The organism is Streptomyces sp. NBC_00483 (genome assembly GCF_036013745.1).
GTDB lineage: Bacteria > Actinomycetota > Actinomycetes > Streptomycetales > Streptomycetaceae > Streptomyces.
Window position 1 is genome coordinate 8,547,331 of sequence record NZ_CP107880.1, and the last position, 14,699, is coordinate 8,562,029.

General features: G+C 69.8%; 15 protein-coding genes and 1 pseudogene. 7 read left to right on the forward strand and 9 right to left on the reverse strand.

The features are described from left to right. Positions 1 to 42: 42 nt before the first annotated feature. Entirely contained in the window at positions 43 to 1,197 is a 1,155-nt protein-coding gene (locus tag OHA73_RS38150; RefSeq protein WP_327657398.1) for a M20 family metallopeptidase, read from the forward strand. A 12-nt stretch (positions 1,198 to 1,209) separates the two neighbouring features. Here OHA73_RS38150 and OHA73_RS38155 read toward each other — a convergent pair whose 3' ends face one another. Beyond that, positions 1,210 to 1,761 carry an alcohol dehydrogenase catalytic domain-containing protein gene (locus tag OHA73_RS38155; protein WP_327657399.1) on the reverse strand — a complete coding sequence of 184 codons (552 nt, stop codon included), beginning with the start codon at positions 1,759 to 1,761 and terminating at the stop codon, positions 1,210 to 1,212. A gap of 233 nt (positions 1,762 to 1,994) precedes the next feature. Between OHA73_RS38155 and OHA73_RS38160 the strand changes: the two genes are divergently transcribed. Then, positions 1,995 to 2,258, forward strand: coding sequence for an AfsR/SARP family transcriptional regulator (locus OHA73_RS38160; protein WP_327657400.1), 264 nt, complete (start codon positions 1,995 to 1,997; stop codon positions 2,256 to 2,258). A gap of 101 nt (positions 2,259 to 2,359) precedes the next feature. Here the strand turns inward: OHA73_RS38160 and OHA73_RS38165 are convergent, their stop codons facing one another. The 7 genes from OHA73_RS38165 to OHA73_RS38195 all read right to left on the reverse strand — a co-directional run bounded on the left by OHA73_RS38165 (position 2,360) and on the right by OHA73_RS38195 (position 9,225). Next, positions 2,360 to 2,590 carry a hypothetical protein gene (locus OHA73_RS38165; protein WP_266723144.1) on the reverse strand — a complete coding sequence of 77 codons (231 nt, stop codon included), beginning with the start codon at positions 2,588 to 2,590 and terminating at the stop codon, positions 2,360 to 2,362. A gap of 404 nt (positions 2,591 to 2,994) precedes the next feature. Continuing rightward, positions 2,995 to 4,212 (reverse strand): cytochrome P450, encoded by a 1,218-nt coding sequence (locus OHA73_RS38170; protein WP_327657401.1) that lies wholly within the window; start codon positions 4,210 to 4,212, stop codon positions 2,995 to 2,997. Further along, the gene (locus tag OHA73_RS38175; RefSeq protein WP_327657402.1) at positions 4,209 to 5,456 is read right to left on the reverse strand and encodes an NAD(P)-binding domain-containing protein; all 1,248 of its coding nucleotides are present in this window, start codon (positions 5,454 to 5,456) and stop codon (positions 4,209 to 4,211) included. The genes OHA73_RS38170 and OHA73_RS38175 overlap by 4 nt, the downstream gene beginning before the upstream one ends. After that, positions 5,453 to 6,652, reverse strand: coding sequence for an NAD(P)/FAD-dependent oxidoreductase (locus OHA73_RS38180; protein ID WP_327657403.1), 1,200 nt, complete (start codon positions 6,650 to 6,652; stop codon positions 5,453 to 5,455). Before OHA73_RS38180 ends, OHA73_RS38175 begins: the two co-directional genes overlap by 4 nt. Then, the gene (locus OHA73_RS38185; protein WP_327657404.1) at positions 6,649 to 6,843 is read right to left on the reverse strand and encodes a ferredoxin; all 195 of its coding nucleotides are present in this window, start codon (positions 6,841 to 6,843) and stop codon (positions 6,649 to 6,651) included. Before OHA73_RS38185 ends, OHA73_RS38180 begins: the two co-directional genes overlap by 4 nt. 262 nt (positions 6,844 to 7,105) lie before the next feature. Next, positions 7,106 to 7,804: a TetR/AcrR family transcriptional regulator gene (locus OHA73_RS38190; protein WP_327657405.1), complete on the reverse strand. Its 699-nt coding sequence runs from the start codon at positions 7,802 to 7,804 to the stop codon at positions 7,106 to 7,108. A 509-nt stretch (positions 7,805 to 8,313) separates the two neighbouring features. Further along, positions 8,314 to 9,225 (reverse strand): SDR family oxidoreductase, encoded by a 912-nt coding sequence (locus OHA73_RS38195; protein WP_327657406.1) that lies wholly within the window; start codon positions 9,223 to 9,225, stop codon positions 8,314 to 8,316. Between the two features lie 143 nt (positions 9,226 to 9,368). On the opposite strand from OHA73_RS38195, the gene OHA73_RS38200 reads away from it, so the two are divergent. Next, complete coding sequence (locus OHA73_RS38200; RefSeq protein WP_327657407.1) at positions 9,369 to 10,280, forward strand: LysR family transcriptional regulator; 912 nt, start codon at positions 9,369 to 9,371, stop codon at positions 10,278 to 10,280. Between the two features lie 409 nt (positions 10,281 to 10,689). Here OHA73_RS38200 and OHA73_RS38205 read toward each other — a convergent pair whose 3' ends face one another. Further along, positions 10,690 to 11,103 (reverse strand): hypothetical protein, encoded by a 414-nt coding sequence (locus OHA73_RS38205; RefSeq protein ID WP_266723150.1) that lies wholly within the window; start codon positions 11,101 to 11,103, stop codon positions 10,690 to 10,692. A 206-nt stretch (positions 11,104 to 11,309) separates the two neighbouring features. On the opposite strand from OHA73_RS38205, the pseudogene OHA73_RS38210 reads away from it, so the two are divergent. The 4 genes and pseudogenes from OHA73_RS38210 to OHA73_RS38225 all read left to right on the forward strand — a co-directional run. Further along, positions 11,310 to 11,653: pseudogene (locus OHA73_RS38210) on the forward strand (IS630 family transposase); the annotation flags it as partial. A gap of 159 nt (positions 11,654 to 11,812) precedes the next feature. Next, on the forward strand, positions 11,813 to 12,685 hold the full coding sequence (locus OHA73_RS38215) for a GNAT family N-acetyltransferase (protein WP_327657408.1): 873 nt from the start codon (positions 11,813 to 11,815) through the stop codon (positions 12,683 to 12,685). Positions 12,686 to 13,034: 349 nt separating this feature from the next. After that, positions 13,035 to 13,592 carry an ATP-binding protein gene (locus OHA73_RS38220; RefSeq protein ID WP_327657409.1) on the forward strand — a complete coding sequence of 186 codons (558 nt, stop codon included), beginning with the start codon at positions 13,035 to 13,037 and terminating at the stop codon, positions 13,590 to 13,592. Between the two features lie 196 nt (positions 13,593 to 13,788). Then, the gene (locus OHA73_RS38225; protein WP_327657410.1) at positions 13,789 to 14,697 is read left to right on the forward strand and encodes a class I SAM-dependent methyltransferase; all 909 of its coding nucleotides are present in this window, start codon (positions 13,789 to 13,791) and stop codon (positions 14,695 to 14,697) included. The last annotated feature ends 2 nt before the right edge of the window (positions 14,698 to 14,699 follow it).

Genomic DNA, 14,699 nt, shown 5'->3' on the forward strand with positions numbered 1-14,699 from the left:
CGCCTCAACTCCCGTACTCCACCCACAGATTGGCGCACCCTCATGTCCGCGAAGCCGCTCTCCACCTGGTTCCGCACCCACCTCGACGACCTGCTCGCCGACCTGTCGATGCTCGTCGGCCTCGAGTCGCCCAGCACCGAAAAGGCGCTCCTCGACACCACCGCCGACGCGCTCACCGCCTGGCTGCACGAGCGGCTCGGCCCGCCGGCCGAATGGGTCCGCCGCGAGCAGCCGGAGCGCGGTGACATCCTGGAGGCGACCTACCCCGGCACCTCGGGGGAGCGGGTGCTCCTGGTCTGCCACTACGACACGGTGTGGCCGGCGGGCACTCTCGCCGAATGGCCCTTCAGCGTGGAGAACGGCGTCGCCAGGGGCCCGGGCATCTACGACATGAAGGCAGGGATCGTCACGGGCGTCTGGGCGCTGCGTGCCCTGCGTGCCCTGGACCTGCCCCACCCGACGGTGACCTTCCAGCTCACCGGCGACGAGGAGACGGGCAGCGTGGCCTCGCGCGAACACATCGAGAACGCGGCCCGCGCGAGCGCGGCGGCCCTCGTCCTCGAGCCCGGTATCGGCTGGGACGTCAAGGCCGGACGCAAGGGTTGCGGCATCTTCGACGTCACCACCACCGGCATCGAGTCGCATGCGGGCAACGACCCGGCCGGCGGCGCCAGCGCGATCCACGCCATGGCGGAGCTGGTCACCCAGCTCGCCGCGGCGCAGAACCCCGAGGCAGGCACCACGATCAACGTCGGCGCCATCCAGGGCGGCACCGTCCGTAACGTCGTCGCGGGCCGTGCGCACTGCCTCGTCGACGTCCGCATCACGCAGCAGGACGAGGCCGACCGCGTCGACGCGGTGTTCGCCGCGCTCCGCGCCACCGACCCGCGCGTCGACGTGAAGGTCGGCGGCGGGTGGAGCCGCCCGCCGATGCGTCCGACGCCGGCGAGCAAGGAGCTGTTCGACCTGGCCGACGAGGTCGCCGGTGAGCTGCGCGGTCCCCTGGAGCCGATCAGCGTCGGTGGCGGCAGCGACGCCAACTTCATCTCCGCGCTCGGCATCCCGGTCCTCGACGGGCTCGGCTGCAGCGGCGCCGGCCCGCACGCCCGGCACGAGCACGTGATCGTCGACGACATCCCCGACCGGGTCGCGCTCGTCGCCGGTCTCCTGCACCGGATGGCCACCAAGGCTGCCTGAACACCCCCTGGTTCAGGCGCCGGTCAGGTCCAGGAGGACCTTGGGGGCGACGGGCCGGTCGTGGGCGAGGTCGCGTCCGCCTGTACGGTGGCGGTGGCCCCGGAGGCGGCGGCGATGCGCAGGGGCGGGTCGAGTAGGTGGCTGACGACGATCTCCGCCGCGCCCTCGTGTGTGCAGTACGGCGGTGACCAGGCAGCCGATGGGGCCCGCTCCGGTGACCAGGACCCGCTTGCCCCTGACGTCGCCCGTGCGGTGCACGGCGTGCAGGGCGACTGGCAGTGGCTCACCCAACACCTCACTTGTCAGGGCGAGTTGGGGCGACAGGGGGCGGATCTGCGACGCTGGCACAGTGACGATCTGAGCGCAGCTGCTCTGGACGTGCGGGGTGTGGGCGGCTCTGGCGAGGTAGCGGGCGTGGGCGCAGATGTTGCGGCGCCCCGCCACGCAGCCCGGGCACCGGTCGCAGGGGGCGGGCTGGACGGCCCCCGGCGTCCCGACGGCAGGTCCGTCGCTCTCGGGGCCGGGGGCATGCACATGGCCGACGATCTCGTGCCCGAGCACCATCGGTTCCTGGAGGGCGAAGTCGCCGACCCGGCCACGGTGGTACTAGAGCAGATCCGATCCGCAGATCCCACCGAGGGCAACCGCGACGGTGACGTCGCCGGGCGTGGGGCCGGGGCCCGGGGGAGTGGTCCTCGACCCGGAGACCTCCGGTCGCGTGGACGACGCAGGCTTGCATGGTGCTGGAGGTTCCCTCCAGTGAATGGCCCGGCCCGCACAGGGTGTTGAGGTTCGAAATGCTGGGCCCGGTACGGGTGTTGGGTGCGGACGGGCAGGAGGTGCCGCTGGGCCCGCCGCAGCAGCGGGCCGTCCTGGCCGTCCTGCTCCTGCAGGAAGGGTGCTCGATCTCGTACGACGCTCTGGTCGACGCCGTCTGGGGCAGTCAACCGCCGCGCCACGTAGGAAATGTGGTGCAGAAGTACGTCTCCGGGTTGCGTCGCTTCCTCGGCGACGCGGTCGACCTGACCTGTGCGGGCGGCGGATTGCGACTGACCGCGTGATCCCCCTTGTCCGCGCGGCCGGTTACCGGCCCCGCCCAGCTCAACAGAGGGTGAATGGTGTGCGGATTCAAGGGGTTGTGGATGTTGCTGTGCGCCCGCAGTCAACCGATCGCGTTCTTCAGTATCTGTAGCCCCGTATCAATGAGGGTCATGACAGCGGTGATATCCGCACAGCGCCTGGCGATACGACGCAGGGACGTGCGGGCCTCCTCGCGCCCCTCTTCGTCGGAGACATCCGTGGCAGCAGCCTCGTCCAGTTCGTGCACGGCCGCGTCGTACTCGGGGATGCTGTCGCGATGTTCGGCCAGCCCAGCCCGGATTCCCGCTATCACGGCGCCCCACTGCTCCTGCGTCGGAGGACCGGCGGAACCGATGTTGGTGTTGGCCGGAGGCGGGAGCCGGCATGGTCTGCGACGTCTTCATCCGCACCCTGGAGGTGTCCGGTCGATGCCTGGCCTCGCGCAGGCGCTCGCGACGGTCGTTGCCGACTTGTGCAGCAGACTCCTCATCTGGGGCGAGCGCCATCCTCGCATTGCGCTCCGCCAGTCGGAGCTCCACTACGGCACCTGCTGTCGCCGCCAAGCGCTGCTACAAGCGGCACCCCAGCGCGGCGACCCCGAACCGCTTACCTGCACACAGGTCACCCCGCCCCGCGATGTCACTGTCATCGGTTCCGGTGGCGGCGGTCGGCAGGGCCGGCGAGAGTCGGTCCTGCCGTTGTGTGTCGCGGGTCGGGTCAGCGGGTGACCATGAGCTTGCGTACGCCGTAGTTGGTGCCGGTGAAGTCCATGGGGACCTCATCCAGCGGGGTGGCGAGCCGCAGGTTGGGGAAGCGGGCGAAGAGTTTGGGCAGGACGGTCCTGAGTTCGGCGCGGGCGACGTTCTGGCCGAGGCAGGCGTGGACGCCGTAGCCGAAGCCCATGTGGCGGGCCATCTTGCGGTTGATGTCGAGGGTGTCGGGGTCCTGGAAGGCGCGGGGGTCGCGGTTGGCGGCGTTCATCGCGACGACGACCAGATCGCCCTTCTTGATCTGGGCGCCGCCCAGTTCCAGGTCCTCCTTGGCCACTCGGCCGAGGCCGAACTGGACGATGGTGAGGTACCGCATGAGTTCCTCGATCGCGGTCCCGATCTTCTCCGGGTGTTCGACCAGTTCGGTGCGCTGCTGGTCGTGGGTGAGCAGGGTGAGTGCGGACAGGCCCATCATGGCGGACGTGGTGTCGTGGCCGGCGAACAGCAACAGGACGCCGAGGCCGATGAGTTGGCGCTCGGACAGGATCGCGTCCTCGCCCTCGGCCTTGTCGATCAGTTCGGCGAGGATGCCGTCGGTGGCGCCGGTGCGGCGCTTGTCGGCCACCAGGTCGGTGATGTAGCCGATGAGCCAGTGGGCGCCCTTGTCGCGTTCCTCCCGGCTCTTGGCCATGTCCATCATGTCCACGGTGGCCTCGTGGAAGCTGTCGCGGTCCGCGTAGGGGACACCGAGCAGCTCGCAGATGACCAGGCACGGGATGGGCAGGGCCATGGCCTCGACGAAGTCGAAGGTCTCGGGCCCTGCCTCGATGGCGTCCAGGTGCTCGTCGACGATCTTGTCGAGGTAGGGCTGGAGCTTGTTCTGCACGGACTTCGGGGTGAAGCGGCCGGTGAGCAGCCGCCGGTAGGCGCCGTGTTCGGGCTCGTCCATCATCACGAAGCCCGCGTCGAACGGCGCCTCGTCCTCAGGTGACTCGGCGGCCTCACCCTCGGGGGTGTCGTGGCGCGGGCGCCGTGCGCTCAGCCTCGGGTCGCTGAAGACCTGGCTGCCCTCCTCGAAGCGGGTGACCAGCCAGCCGTTCGTACCGTTGGGGAAGCGCACTTTGGTGATGGGCTGTTCCTCGCGCAGCCGGTCGTACTCGGCGGGCGGGTCGAGGGGGTTGTGGGGGTCGCGGGCGACGGGCTGGTTGGTGAGGCTCTCGGTCATGCGTGCTCCTGTGCGGTGTGCGCGTCGATGGCGGCGGTGATGCCGGTGTGTGTGGCGGTGGCCTTGCACCAGCCGGTGTAGGCGGCGAGGTGGAGGGCGGCCTCGCGCAGCTCGTCGGGCGTCAACTCGCCATTGATGAGGCCCCCGTTGGCGATGATCTGGATGAGCTGCGACTGGCCGACAGTGGCGGCGACACCGAGCGTGAGGAGCCGGCGATCGCGCACGGACAGGCCTTCGCGGGACCACACTTGGGCGAAGAGATAGTCGATGGTCTGGTCGGTGAACGGGTCGCTGAATCCGTCGACGGCCTTACTGAAGCCGGGGCCGTAGACCTGGTCCATCATCTGCAGGCCGCGCTGATGCAGAGCGTCGCCTTCCGGACCGGCAGTGGGCGAGGAGGACTCGTCCGCCAGGTCGAGGGTGTCCCTGGCCCGGGTGCGGATGACCTCGACGAGCGGGGTGGCCACGCCGAGGGTGTCTCCCAGCTCGCGGGCGGCGGCGAGGTCCTTGGACATGAGGGGTTCGACCTTGCGGCCGATGGCCTCGGGCAGCGTCCCGTCGGGGCCCTGCATGCGCAGCAGTTGCAGCAGGGTGTGTCCCTCGGGGTCGGCGGTGTCGATGACCTCGGCGAGCCGGGCGGGGTCCACGCCCGCGGCGCGGGCGAGTCCGGCGGCCTCGGCGACGGTGCGCCAGCTGCCGTAGGTGACGACATTGCGGGCGATCTTGGTGGCCATGCCGGCGCCGAGCGGCCCGCAGTGCACGACCTTCTTGGCCCAGTCGTCCAGGACGGGCAGCGCGGTGTCGACGGTGGCCTGATCGCCGCCGAGGATCGCCACCATGCCGTTCTCCGCGGCCTTGTCGCCGGGGGTGACCCCGCAGTCGAGGAAGGCCACGCCGTGTCGGGCGCAGAGGGTGCCCAGCTCATGGACCACCGGCAGCGCGACAGTGGCCAGCAGGACGATGGTCAGGCCCGGGTGCGCGGCCGACAGGAGACCCTCATCACCGGCGATCACCGCACGTGCCTGCTCGGCATCGACAACGGCCACCATCACCACGTCACTTGCCTTCGCCACCTCGGCAGGGGAGGCGAGTGGGTCGGGGACACCGGCCAGTTCGGCCGAGGCGTCGGGGCGGACGTCGTGGACCGCCGGTACGCGCCCCCTGCGGGCCATGCTGACGGCGACACCGCCACCGATCATGCCCAGGCCGACCACCCCGGCCCGCAGTTCCTGACTGTCCGTCATGCGGCGCTCCTCGCTGGGAATTCGGCGGCCTCGGCCACTTGGGGCCGGTAACCGCGCAGGGCCCGCATCATGTTGATGCCGACCGCGGCACAGACCCGGCCGCCCTTGCCGTAGAGCGCGACAAGCCTGCGCTCGTCGTGGCTGCCCTCGACGATCCGCACCTCGTCGGCGCCCCGGGTGCGGCCGTAGATCTGGATCTTGAGGTCGTACTGGTCCGACCAGACGTACGGGACCGTCTCGAACGGCTTCGCGTGCTCCGGCCCGGCCAGGATGTTGCGTGCCACGGCCAGGCCCTGCTCGGCGGCGTTCGTACGGTGCTCGATGCGCACGGGCTCGCCGGTGTGCGGGTGCGGCCAGGCGGCGACGTCCCCGGCGGCCCAGGCGTCGCTGCCGGCGTGGAGCGTGGCGTCGCACACCACGCCGTTGGAGACAGGGACACCGCTGTCGGCGAGCCACTCCGTGTTGGGCTGGGCGCCGATGCCGACCAGGACCGCGTCCGCGGCGACGGTACGGCCGTCGAGGAGACGGACACCCGTGGCGCGGCCGTCCGCGGTGAGGACCCCGTCGACCCGCACCCCCGACATGACGCGTACGCCGTGCTCGGTGTGGACCGCGCGGAGCATCGCACCGAGGCCGTCGCCGAGCGCGTCGCCCATGGGCTGGGCGGTGTCGGTGACCAGGGTGACCTCGCAGCCGAGACCGCGGGCCACTGCTGCGGCTTCGGCGCCGACGAACCCGCCGCCGACCACCAACAGGTGCGGTCTCGCGGCCAGTTGGTCGCGCAGGGTCAGCGCGTCCTCCAGGGTGCGCAGGACGTGGACGCCCTCGACGCCTTCCGTGCCGGGCAGGCGGCGGGCGCGTGTGCCGGTGGCCACCACGAGGGCGTCGTAGCCGACCCGGCCGCCGTCGGCGAGGGTGACCTCGCGGGTGTCGGTGTCCAGGCCCACGGCGGGCGAGCCCAGACGCAGATCCAGGTCGAGGGCCCCGATGGCGTCGGCGTCCCGCAGCCGAAGCCGGTCGGCCTCCCATGCGCCGGACAGCACCTGCTTGGACAACGGCGGTCGGTCGTACGGGAGATGCTCCTCCTCGCCGATGAGGGACAGGCGCCCGGTGTAGCCCTCGCGCCGCAGGCCTTCCACGACGCTCAGGCCGGCGGCCGAGGTGCCGACGACGGCGATCCGGGAGGGAAGGCTCATCGCTCGACCTGGATGACGGCCGCGGGGCAGGCCGCGGCGGCCTGCTGTACGTACTCGAACTGCTCGGCGGGCGGGTTGGCGTCGAGCAGGACCACGACGCCGTCCTCGTCGCGCTGGTCGAAGACTTCGGGGGCCGCGAGTACGCACTGGCCTGCGCCGCAGCACTTGTCGAAATCGATGGAGATCTGCATGGGTCCACCTCTGTCCGGCCCCGCGAGGGGGTGACGCGAGTCAGGCACCAAGGAATGGTTGCCCTAGTAACCTAACTAAGTTCAGCGCCGGACTGTACTCCGCGAAAATCGGCACGGCAACCTGCCCGTGCGGTGTGCCCGCCGTGCGGATTTGACGCGTGGTGAAGGGTGTTGGCGCACGCGGGACGAAGGTGTGGCGTGCATGACAATTACGTGGGGAGGGGCGCGTCGAGGCGAGGGGGCCGGGAGGGCTTCTGGTCTCCTACTGCCCGTCCTTGAGGGGCGAGCCCGACAAGATGCTCTGGATCCGGCGCGAGGCATCAGTTTCACCACTCACCGTGGCGAAGGGCGGATTGGCCCCAGGAGTGCTCGCCACGAGTGAGTCGACCAGGCCGTCTGACAGGAGCAGCGTCAAGCTCTCCGACGCCTCGTCGTGGAACAAGCTGTGGTGCAGGGCGACCGTCCCGTGCAGTCCGGCCCACAGGGTCTGCGCCGCCTGGGCGACCGGCATGGAGAGCGCGTAGCCGGCATCCTGGCACTGGGCGAAGCCGCCACGGAGGCTGGCCGAGACATGACGGGCAGGGTGGGCGCTGATCCTCGAAGCCTCCACCTTCGGCTGATGGACCTCGAACATCAACCGATAGTGGCCAGGGTTGCGCATCGCGAACCGGCAGTAGGCGCGACCCTGGGCGTGCAGCCGCCGGCGGGCATCCCCGTCGGTATCGGACTCGGCGGCCGCCATCTGCGCCACCAGCTCGCCGTACTTGTCGGCCAGGGCCGCCCACACCAGCTCGGTCTTGTCGGTGAAGTGCAGGTAGATGCTCGGGGCCGAGATCCCTACCTCTTTGGCGACCGCACGCATCGTCAGCTTGTCGGCGCCGCCCCACTCGGCGAGCAGGTGCTGGACCCCGGCCAGGATCTCCCGCCGCAGTTGCTCCCCCTGCCCGCGTCGACTGCGCACGCGCGTGGGTTCCGCCCCGCTACCTGTCGGCTCCGACGCCATGATCTGCCCCTTCTCTCCGTCCCAGCCTAACCGGGTGTTGGGGGCGGAGGAGCGGGTCAGGTCGGCGCCTGGTCGGGTGCGGCGGGTCCGCGGATGTGGCCCGGGTCGATCGGCGTGCGGTTTGCTGGTGTCGCGTACCACCAGCCTCGGGCGGACGACCTCCTGCGGAGGGGAACAGGGGCGTCTTGGGTCCCTGCCTCATTCTCGTTGTCTGGGGGAGTGTTCGCCGATTCTGCCTTGGGGGCGGGCGCCTGTGCGGTTGCGTGCGTAGGGCGGTCGTTCGTGAGGGACGTGTGCGATGTCGTCGAAGGTGGATCTTGACGTGGCTCATCGGGTGTGCGAAGTGGCGGCCGGTGGCTCACTGCCGGCGGGTTCATCGGTGGTTGAGGTCCGGGCACGGGGTGTGCGGGTGGTGCTGTCGGTCCGGTTGAACACGGCGCGCGGGTTCGGCGGCGCCTCCACCGTCCTTACGCCGTGTCCTTGAAGTAATGGCCGTCCTCGATGTCTGCGATCAGCCCGGGGTGCGCGGGAACCCAGCCGAAGCGTTCTCGGGTCAGCGCGCTGGACGTCGGGTTGTCGAGCGACACCAGTGGGGCGAGAGGGCCGAAGTGGCCGCTCGCTTCCTCGGCCGTCAGACTCACCGCCGGAAGCTTCAACTGGCGGCCGATGGACCCGGCGATGTCCCGGAACCGCACACCCTCCTCCGCGACCGCGTGCACCGGAGTGCCGGGCGGGGCGGATTCCACGGCCAGCCGGAACAGGACCGCGGCATCCCGCCGGTGCACCGACGACCAGCGGTTCGCGCCCTCGCCGACAAAGGCCGAGACACCCTTCGCGCGAGCGATACCGATCAGCATCGAGACGAACCCGCGCGCGTCCCCCCGACCGTGCACGGTCGGCGCCAGCCGTACCGACGACGAGCGCACCCCGCGCCCGCCCAGGGCTAGAACGTACGTCTCAACCGGGAGCCGCAGGCCGGTGACGGCATTGGGAACAGCCGGGGTCTCCTCGATCAGCACCTGTCCCGGCGTGCGGCCGATAACCCCCGAGGTGACCACGAAGGGCTTGCCGGTCTGCTCCAACTCCGAACCGATCGCCTCCACAGCATTCAGCTCGACCCGCGCACGAGCGGCAGAGTCGGTGGTCTCGGAGATGTGCTGGTTGGCGGCGAAGACCACACCGTCCGCCTTCGCCGCGCCGGCGCGCAAGCTGTCCAGGTCCCCGAGGTCACCACGGTGCACCGCGATGCCTGCCCTGGCCAGAGTCGCGGCTGAGGCATCGGAACGGGCGAGACCCACGACCTCGTGGCCGGCTTGCAGCAACTCACTCACGATGGCCGATCCGACGTACCCGGTTGCCCCTGCGACGAAAATACGCACGATGAGAATCCCCCGATGATTTCAAGTGGCCCGCCGCACGGCGCCGGGTTCGTACCTTGACGGTAGAAGCGGCAGGAGCACGGCGTCCAAGACCTGTTCCGCACCACGCGATACGGATCAGGTATCACGATTACGATGCAGGAGTGCCCACAGCCCACGTACCCCCGGTCGACTTCGACCTTCGCCTGGTGCGGTACTTCACAGTCGTGGCCGAGCACGGCAACTTCCGCCGCGCAGCGGCCGAACTGCGGCTGGCGCAACCGTCGTTGAGTCGCCAGATCCAGAGCCTCGAAAAGCGGTTGGGCGTCCGCCTGCTCGACCGCACCACCAGGGGCTGCCGCCTCACCGCGGCCGGACAGGAGTTCCTGCCCCAGGCGGAAGCACTTCTGCGCTCCGCGGAACTGGCCGCGACGACGACCCGCGCCGCAGCGGCATCCGGCGCCGTCACCATCGGGTACGTGGGCGGACTCATCATCACCCCCGCAGTACGCGAACTGCGCAGCCGCCACCCTCACGCCCAGGTCACCACGCTGCACCTGGACTGGAGCGATGTCCACACGGCCCTGCTCGACCACCGCGTGGACGCGGTCATCGCCCGAGAGCCGTTCCCGACCGACCGGCTGCGGGTGACGCCCCTGTATCAGGAGCCCCGGGTGCTCCTGATGCCGACAACGCACCGCCTCGCGGGCAGGGAGTCGGTCACCCTCGACGACTTCGCCGACGAACCCCTCATCCGCTACCCGGACCCCGCCTACGACGCCTTCTGGCGCCTCGACCCCCGACCGGACGGACGCCCGGCACCCGACGGCCCGCTGGTCGCGGCGCACGCGGACAAACTCGAATCCATCGCCGGCGGCCAGGCCATCGCCCTGGCACCGGCCGCCGACGGGAACAGCACGCCCAGGAACGATCTGACGACCGTTCCCGTCCAAGGAATCGAACCGTGCGACGTGGTGATCGCCACCCGCACCCGCGAGCGCAACCGCCTGGTGCCGGCCTTCCTCGAAACAGCCCGATCGCATCTCACCGGTCGCGACATACCCCGAAGGGCGTAGCTCCTTTCAAGGGGCGGCCCTACCTGCGTGAACTGCGGCTTGGCGCGTGACCGGGTGATCGAGCCGGGTCCCCAGGAGGGCATCGCCGCGATCCTTGGCTTCCAGGCAGTCGATCTTGGCCCGGCCCCCAGCGTGACTTGCCGGTTTCGAAACGATCTATGCGGTGCTCGGCCCGGCCGGTCAGGCAAATGCCCAGCTCAGCCTGTCCCTTGAAGGAGCTGCACCCATCGATGGTTGTCTCGCCGGCACCGGATTCAGCCTTACCCACCACCCGACAACACCCCGAAAAGGTCAATAACCGCGGGCCTCACGGCCCGAGCGGCAACAGGGACAGGGGATGACAAGGGACAGGGGATGACAGTGGTCCGGGGAGAGGACCGAGCCAGGCAGCAGGGTGGGTGAGGGTGTGTCAGTCGTGCTTCCGGTCATCGACTTGCTTGAAACGGCACCCGATGCTGTTGTCCGGGTCGTCTCCTGGGGTCTGCAGGAGGATCAACCGGTCATCCCCCTGCAACAGGGTCAACGATTCCCGGGCTTTGTCCGTCTCCACCTCGACATACTGCTTGCCGTCCACTGTCTCCAGCGTCCAGCTCCCCTGGCCGTCCTCTCTGCCGGTGATGCGGGATTCACTCACGCTGTAGCCCGTCGCCCAGTGTTTCCACCGGGCCGAACCGCTCTTCTCCAACACGAGAGAGGAATCGCACGACCCGTCGGCATGCCAATGGCCCACGAGGTCGGAGCGGTTGACGTCTTCTGCTTCGGGCTCCGGGGAGCATCCGGCGACAAGGCCAGCGGCGAGGCAGAGGAGGATCGTGGCTGCCAAACGATGTTGCATTCATGCCCCCCGGCTTCATGTCTGCGGCAGACGATATACCTCGGCCAGAGGCGCCCTGACCTGCCCCATGTCCTGGGTTCCAGTTCTGGTGGCCAACTGACGGCCCTTCACGGAAGGCCGACAGTCATGCCTCGTCCCTGTCCTCCGGAGTTCCGGGCACGTGCCATCTCGCACTGGTCCGCGCTGGCAAGCAGGCCAAGCTGGCCGACTTCCTGGTCGCCGAGGGGATGGTCGACGACATCAGCCACGAGGGCCTGCGGGTCCTGCTCCGAAGGAGGGCGTCTCCTTTCAACGCGTGAAGACCTGGAAGGCCTCCCGAGACCCTGAGTACGCGGCGAAGAAGGCCCGGGTCGAGCACATCTATGTGATCGTCGACGGCGAGGTCATACCCGAGCCAGATGAGGCCGGGGTCGCCTTCTGCCTGGACGAGTTCGGCCCGATCAACCTCCAGCCCGACCCAGTCCGGCGAGCCGCCGTAATTCACACGCCCCGTCCTGGCCCCCACTCCCCAGGTCACCGCGGTCACGGCCGTCGAAGATCTGGACGAGCTGATGGACAGTGCCAAGTGCTCGTGCAACGCGGGGGACGACAACCCGCACTGACCTGGTCAGCGCGTGAACCGGTCGTGAGCGAACAGGCCCTGACGGGAAGCTTGTTAGGGCCTGCGACACGTGTGCCCGCTGAGTAGCGTGCAGGCATGCATTTCGACTGGGGCCGGATTGACTCCGTGATGCCTGTCCCGTATGTGCCGACACTGGGCCCCGTACGACCGCAGGACCCGATCCCCGACCTCTTCGAGGCCGTCGTCGAGGCCGCCGGGACCGGCCGGTTCCTCCCCTATGACAAGGACCGCCGCTGGTCCGAGACCAAGGCCGAACGCCTCCTGGTCGACGACATCGAGCACACCGCGCACCACACCCTGATCCCCACGCTCCTGGAGCGCGGCACAGGCACGGTGAAGGTTCACGTCTACGGGACCGGGGACAGCAGCCTGTCCGCCGGCGCCGACCTCGCGGGCAGGCTCGCCCCCGTCCACGGTGCGGGCAAGGCCCGCGTGGTCTGGTTCCGCGGCCCCGACGAGCCCGAGAACCGCGCCCACAGTGGCGCCACTCGGGTGCAGCTCAAGGACTTCACCGGTGGCCCCGGTGCGGCACCCCAAGTGCCTGTGCGGGACTCCAAGGAGTTGATCGACGAGGCCGGATTCGACGTGTTCGCCGAGGAAATGGCGGCGGACGGCTTCGCGTTCCTCTACGAGCAGATGCGGGCCGGCGCGGTCGGCCCGGTCCTCACCGTGCTGCACGACGGCCGCGTGGCCGGGGCCATCGGTCCGATGGAGACCATGACCGACGCGACGGGCGCGCTGCGGCTACTGCCGCAGTACTTCGGTGTCCTGCCGCAGTACCGCGGCACTGGCTACGGCCGGGCCTTGTGGCGGGCCGCGATGCAGTGGGGGCACCAACAGGGCGCCGAATACCAGCTGTTGCAGACCGAGGTGGGCGGCGCGTCCGACCGGCTGTGCATCACCGAGGGCCTGCAGTCCCTCGGCTTCGTCTACCAGATGCCCGTGTGAGCTGTGCTGGTCCGGCAACGGGCCAGCGCAACGGACCTGCTGAGCGACGGCCGGTGCCGCCGAACGAACCGTGGGATCCCTGGTCGCGGCCCAACAACCCCGTCCTCAAAGCTCTTGTACGAGGGCGGTTCCGCTCTTGTCCGGCACGACGGTGTGGTGGTCGCGTTCCATTCGCGATCAGCCAGAGGGGCCTGCTCATGGCGCCACTTGCACTCAGCACACTCATGCTCTGTACCGCGTTCGCCGGGGCCGGACCGTATGCCCTGGCCGATGTGCGGCTGTGCTTCACGGCGGGCAGCGGCCGCCATCGCAGGGGCGGCGCCCGCCATGCCGCGCGGGGAGTCCGGCGATGAACGACAAGCCGCCGCTGCCGCGCCGCGTGGGGAGCCGACCGGTGACCGTATGCCAGTGGACCGACCGCACCGCCGACGCCGCCGCGCTTGCCCGGAGCGCGCTGCGGCAGATGCTGGTGCCGCTGCACTTCGGTGAGGAGCAGGTCGACGATGTCGTGCTCGCCGTCTCCGAACTCGTCGCCAACGCCACCGAACACGCGCCGGGCCCTTACGTGTTGCGGCTGCGCCGCACCGGAACCGAGTACGTCTGCGAGGTCGAGGACACCGACCCGCACGCCCCGAAGGTGCCGGGCTTTCCCGCTGCCGTGCCTTTCGAGCCCGGGGCCGACGCGCGGGGCGGTGGTCTCGATGCGCTGCTGGCGGTGCTCGGCGAACGCGGGCGAGGACTGCACATCGTCGATGAACTGACCTGCGGGGCCTGGGGCTTCACCGTGCGGGAAGGGGTGAAGGTGGCGTGGATGGCTTTCCCCTGCCCGGCGCCGCGCATCCGGTGGGGATGTCCGCGGGGCGAGGTGCGTGACGGGGGTTCGTTGCGGGGTGACGATCCGGCGTGACACTGGGGAAGGGCCAGGGGCGGGCTTCCGGTTATGGGCGGAATGTGTTGTCCCGCCTTCAATGATCTGGTCTCCGTCTCAGATGAGTTGGTCTGATTCGCCTGCGGGCGCAGGTGATCCGGTCGCTGATGGCAGCCGCTCGAAGCGCCGGAAAACCGGTGGAGGCGTCGGAGTATGAGTCCGTACCGTCCGTGGGATGACCTATCTGAGCCCCCTGGGATATCTGCTGGGCGTCGAGGGTGCTGCTCTGCTGCGTGGGATCAGGGAGGGGAGGGCAGACCGGGCGTTCGTCGAGGCCCGGATCGCCGAGATCCGCACGCTGCTGGAGGTGCCCGCCCTTGCGCAGGCCGAGGGAGTCACGGCGAGTGAGGGAACGATCAGCGCAGCCGACGTCTACCAGGAGTGGGCGCCGCACTATGACGCTCCCGGCAACCAGATGATCGACGTCGAGCAGCCCGTTGTCCGGCGCATCCTGGACGGCCTGCCCGTCGGCACGGCGTTGGACGCGGCCTGCGGGACCGGCCGCCACACCGTCTACCTGCATGAACTCGGCCACGACGTGATCGGTGTCGACGCCTCACCCGAAATGCTCGCCCAGGCCCGCAACAGCCTGCCAGATGTGGACTTTCACGAGGCCGAGCTGCACCAGCTGCCGCTTCCCGACAACGCGGTCGACACGGTCGTCTGCGCGCTCGCCCTGACTCACGTCCCCGATCTGGCCGCCGTGCTGGCCGAGTTCGCGCGCGTTCTGCGCCCTGGCGGGAACCTTGTGATCTCGGATGCCCACCTGCTGGTGTCCTACCTCCGGCCGACCCTGGCCCGCCGTCCCGGCCCGGACGGCCGCCCGTCCCTCCTCACCGAGTACCACCGCCCGCTCAGCACCTATCTCGCCGCAGCCCTCCCACTGGGCTTCCAGGTCCGGCACTGCGAGGAACCCCGCCGCCCGCGCCACTCCCTGGACTCCGACACCGCCCCGGACCCACTCCCGACCTACATGTCCTGGGACCTGTTGCACTGGTGCTCGGACGCGTCGGCCGCGGCCTTGGACGATTCCCCGATCGTGGTCATCTGGCACTTCCAACTCGACAACAACGGGAAGAGCTGAGC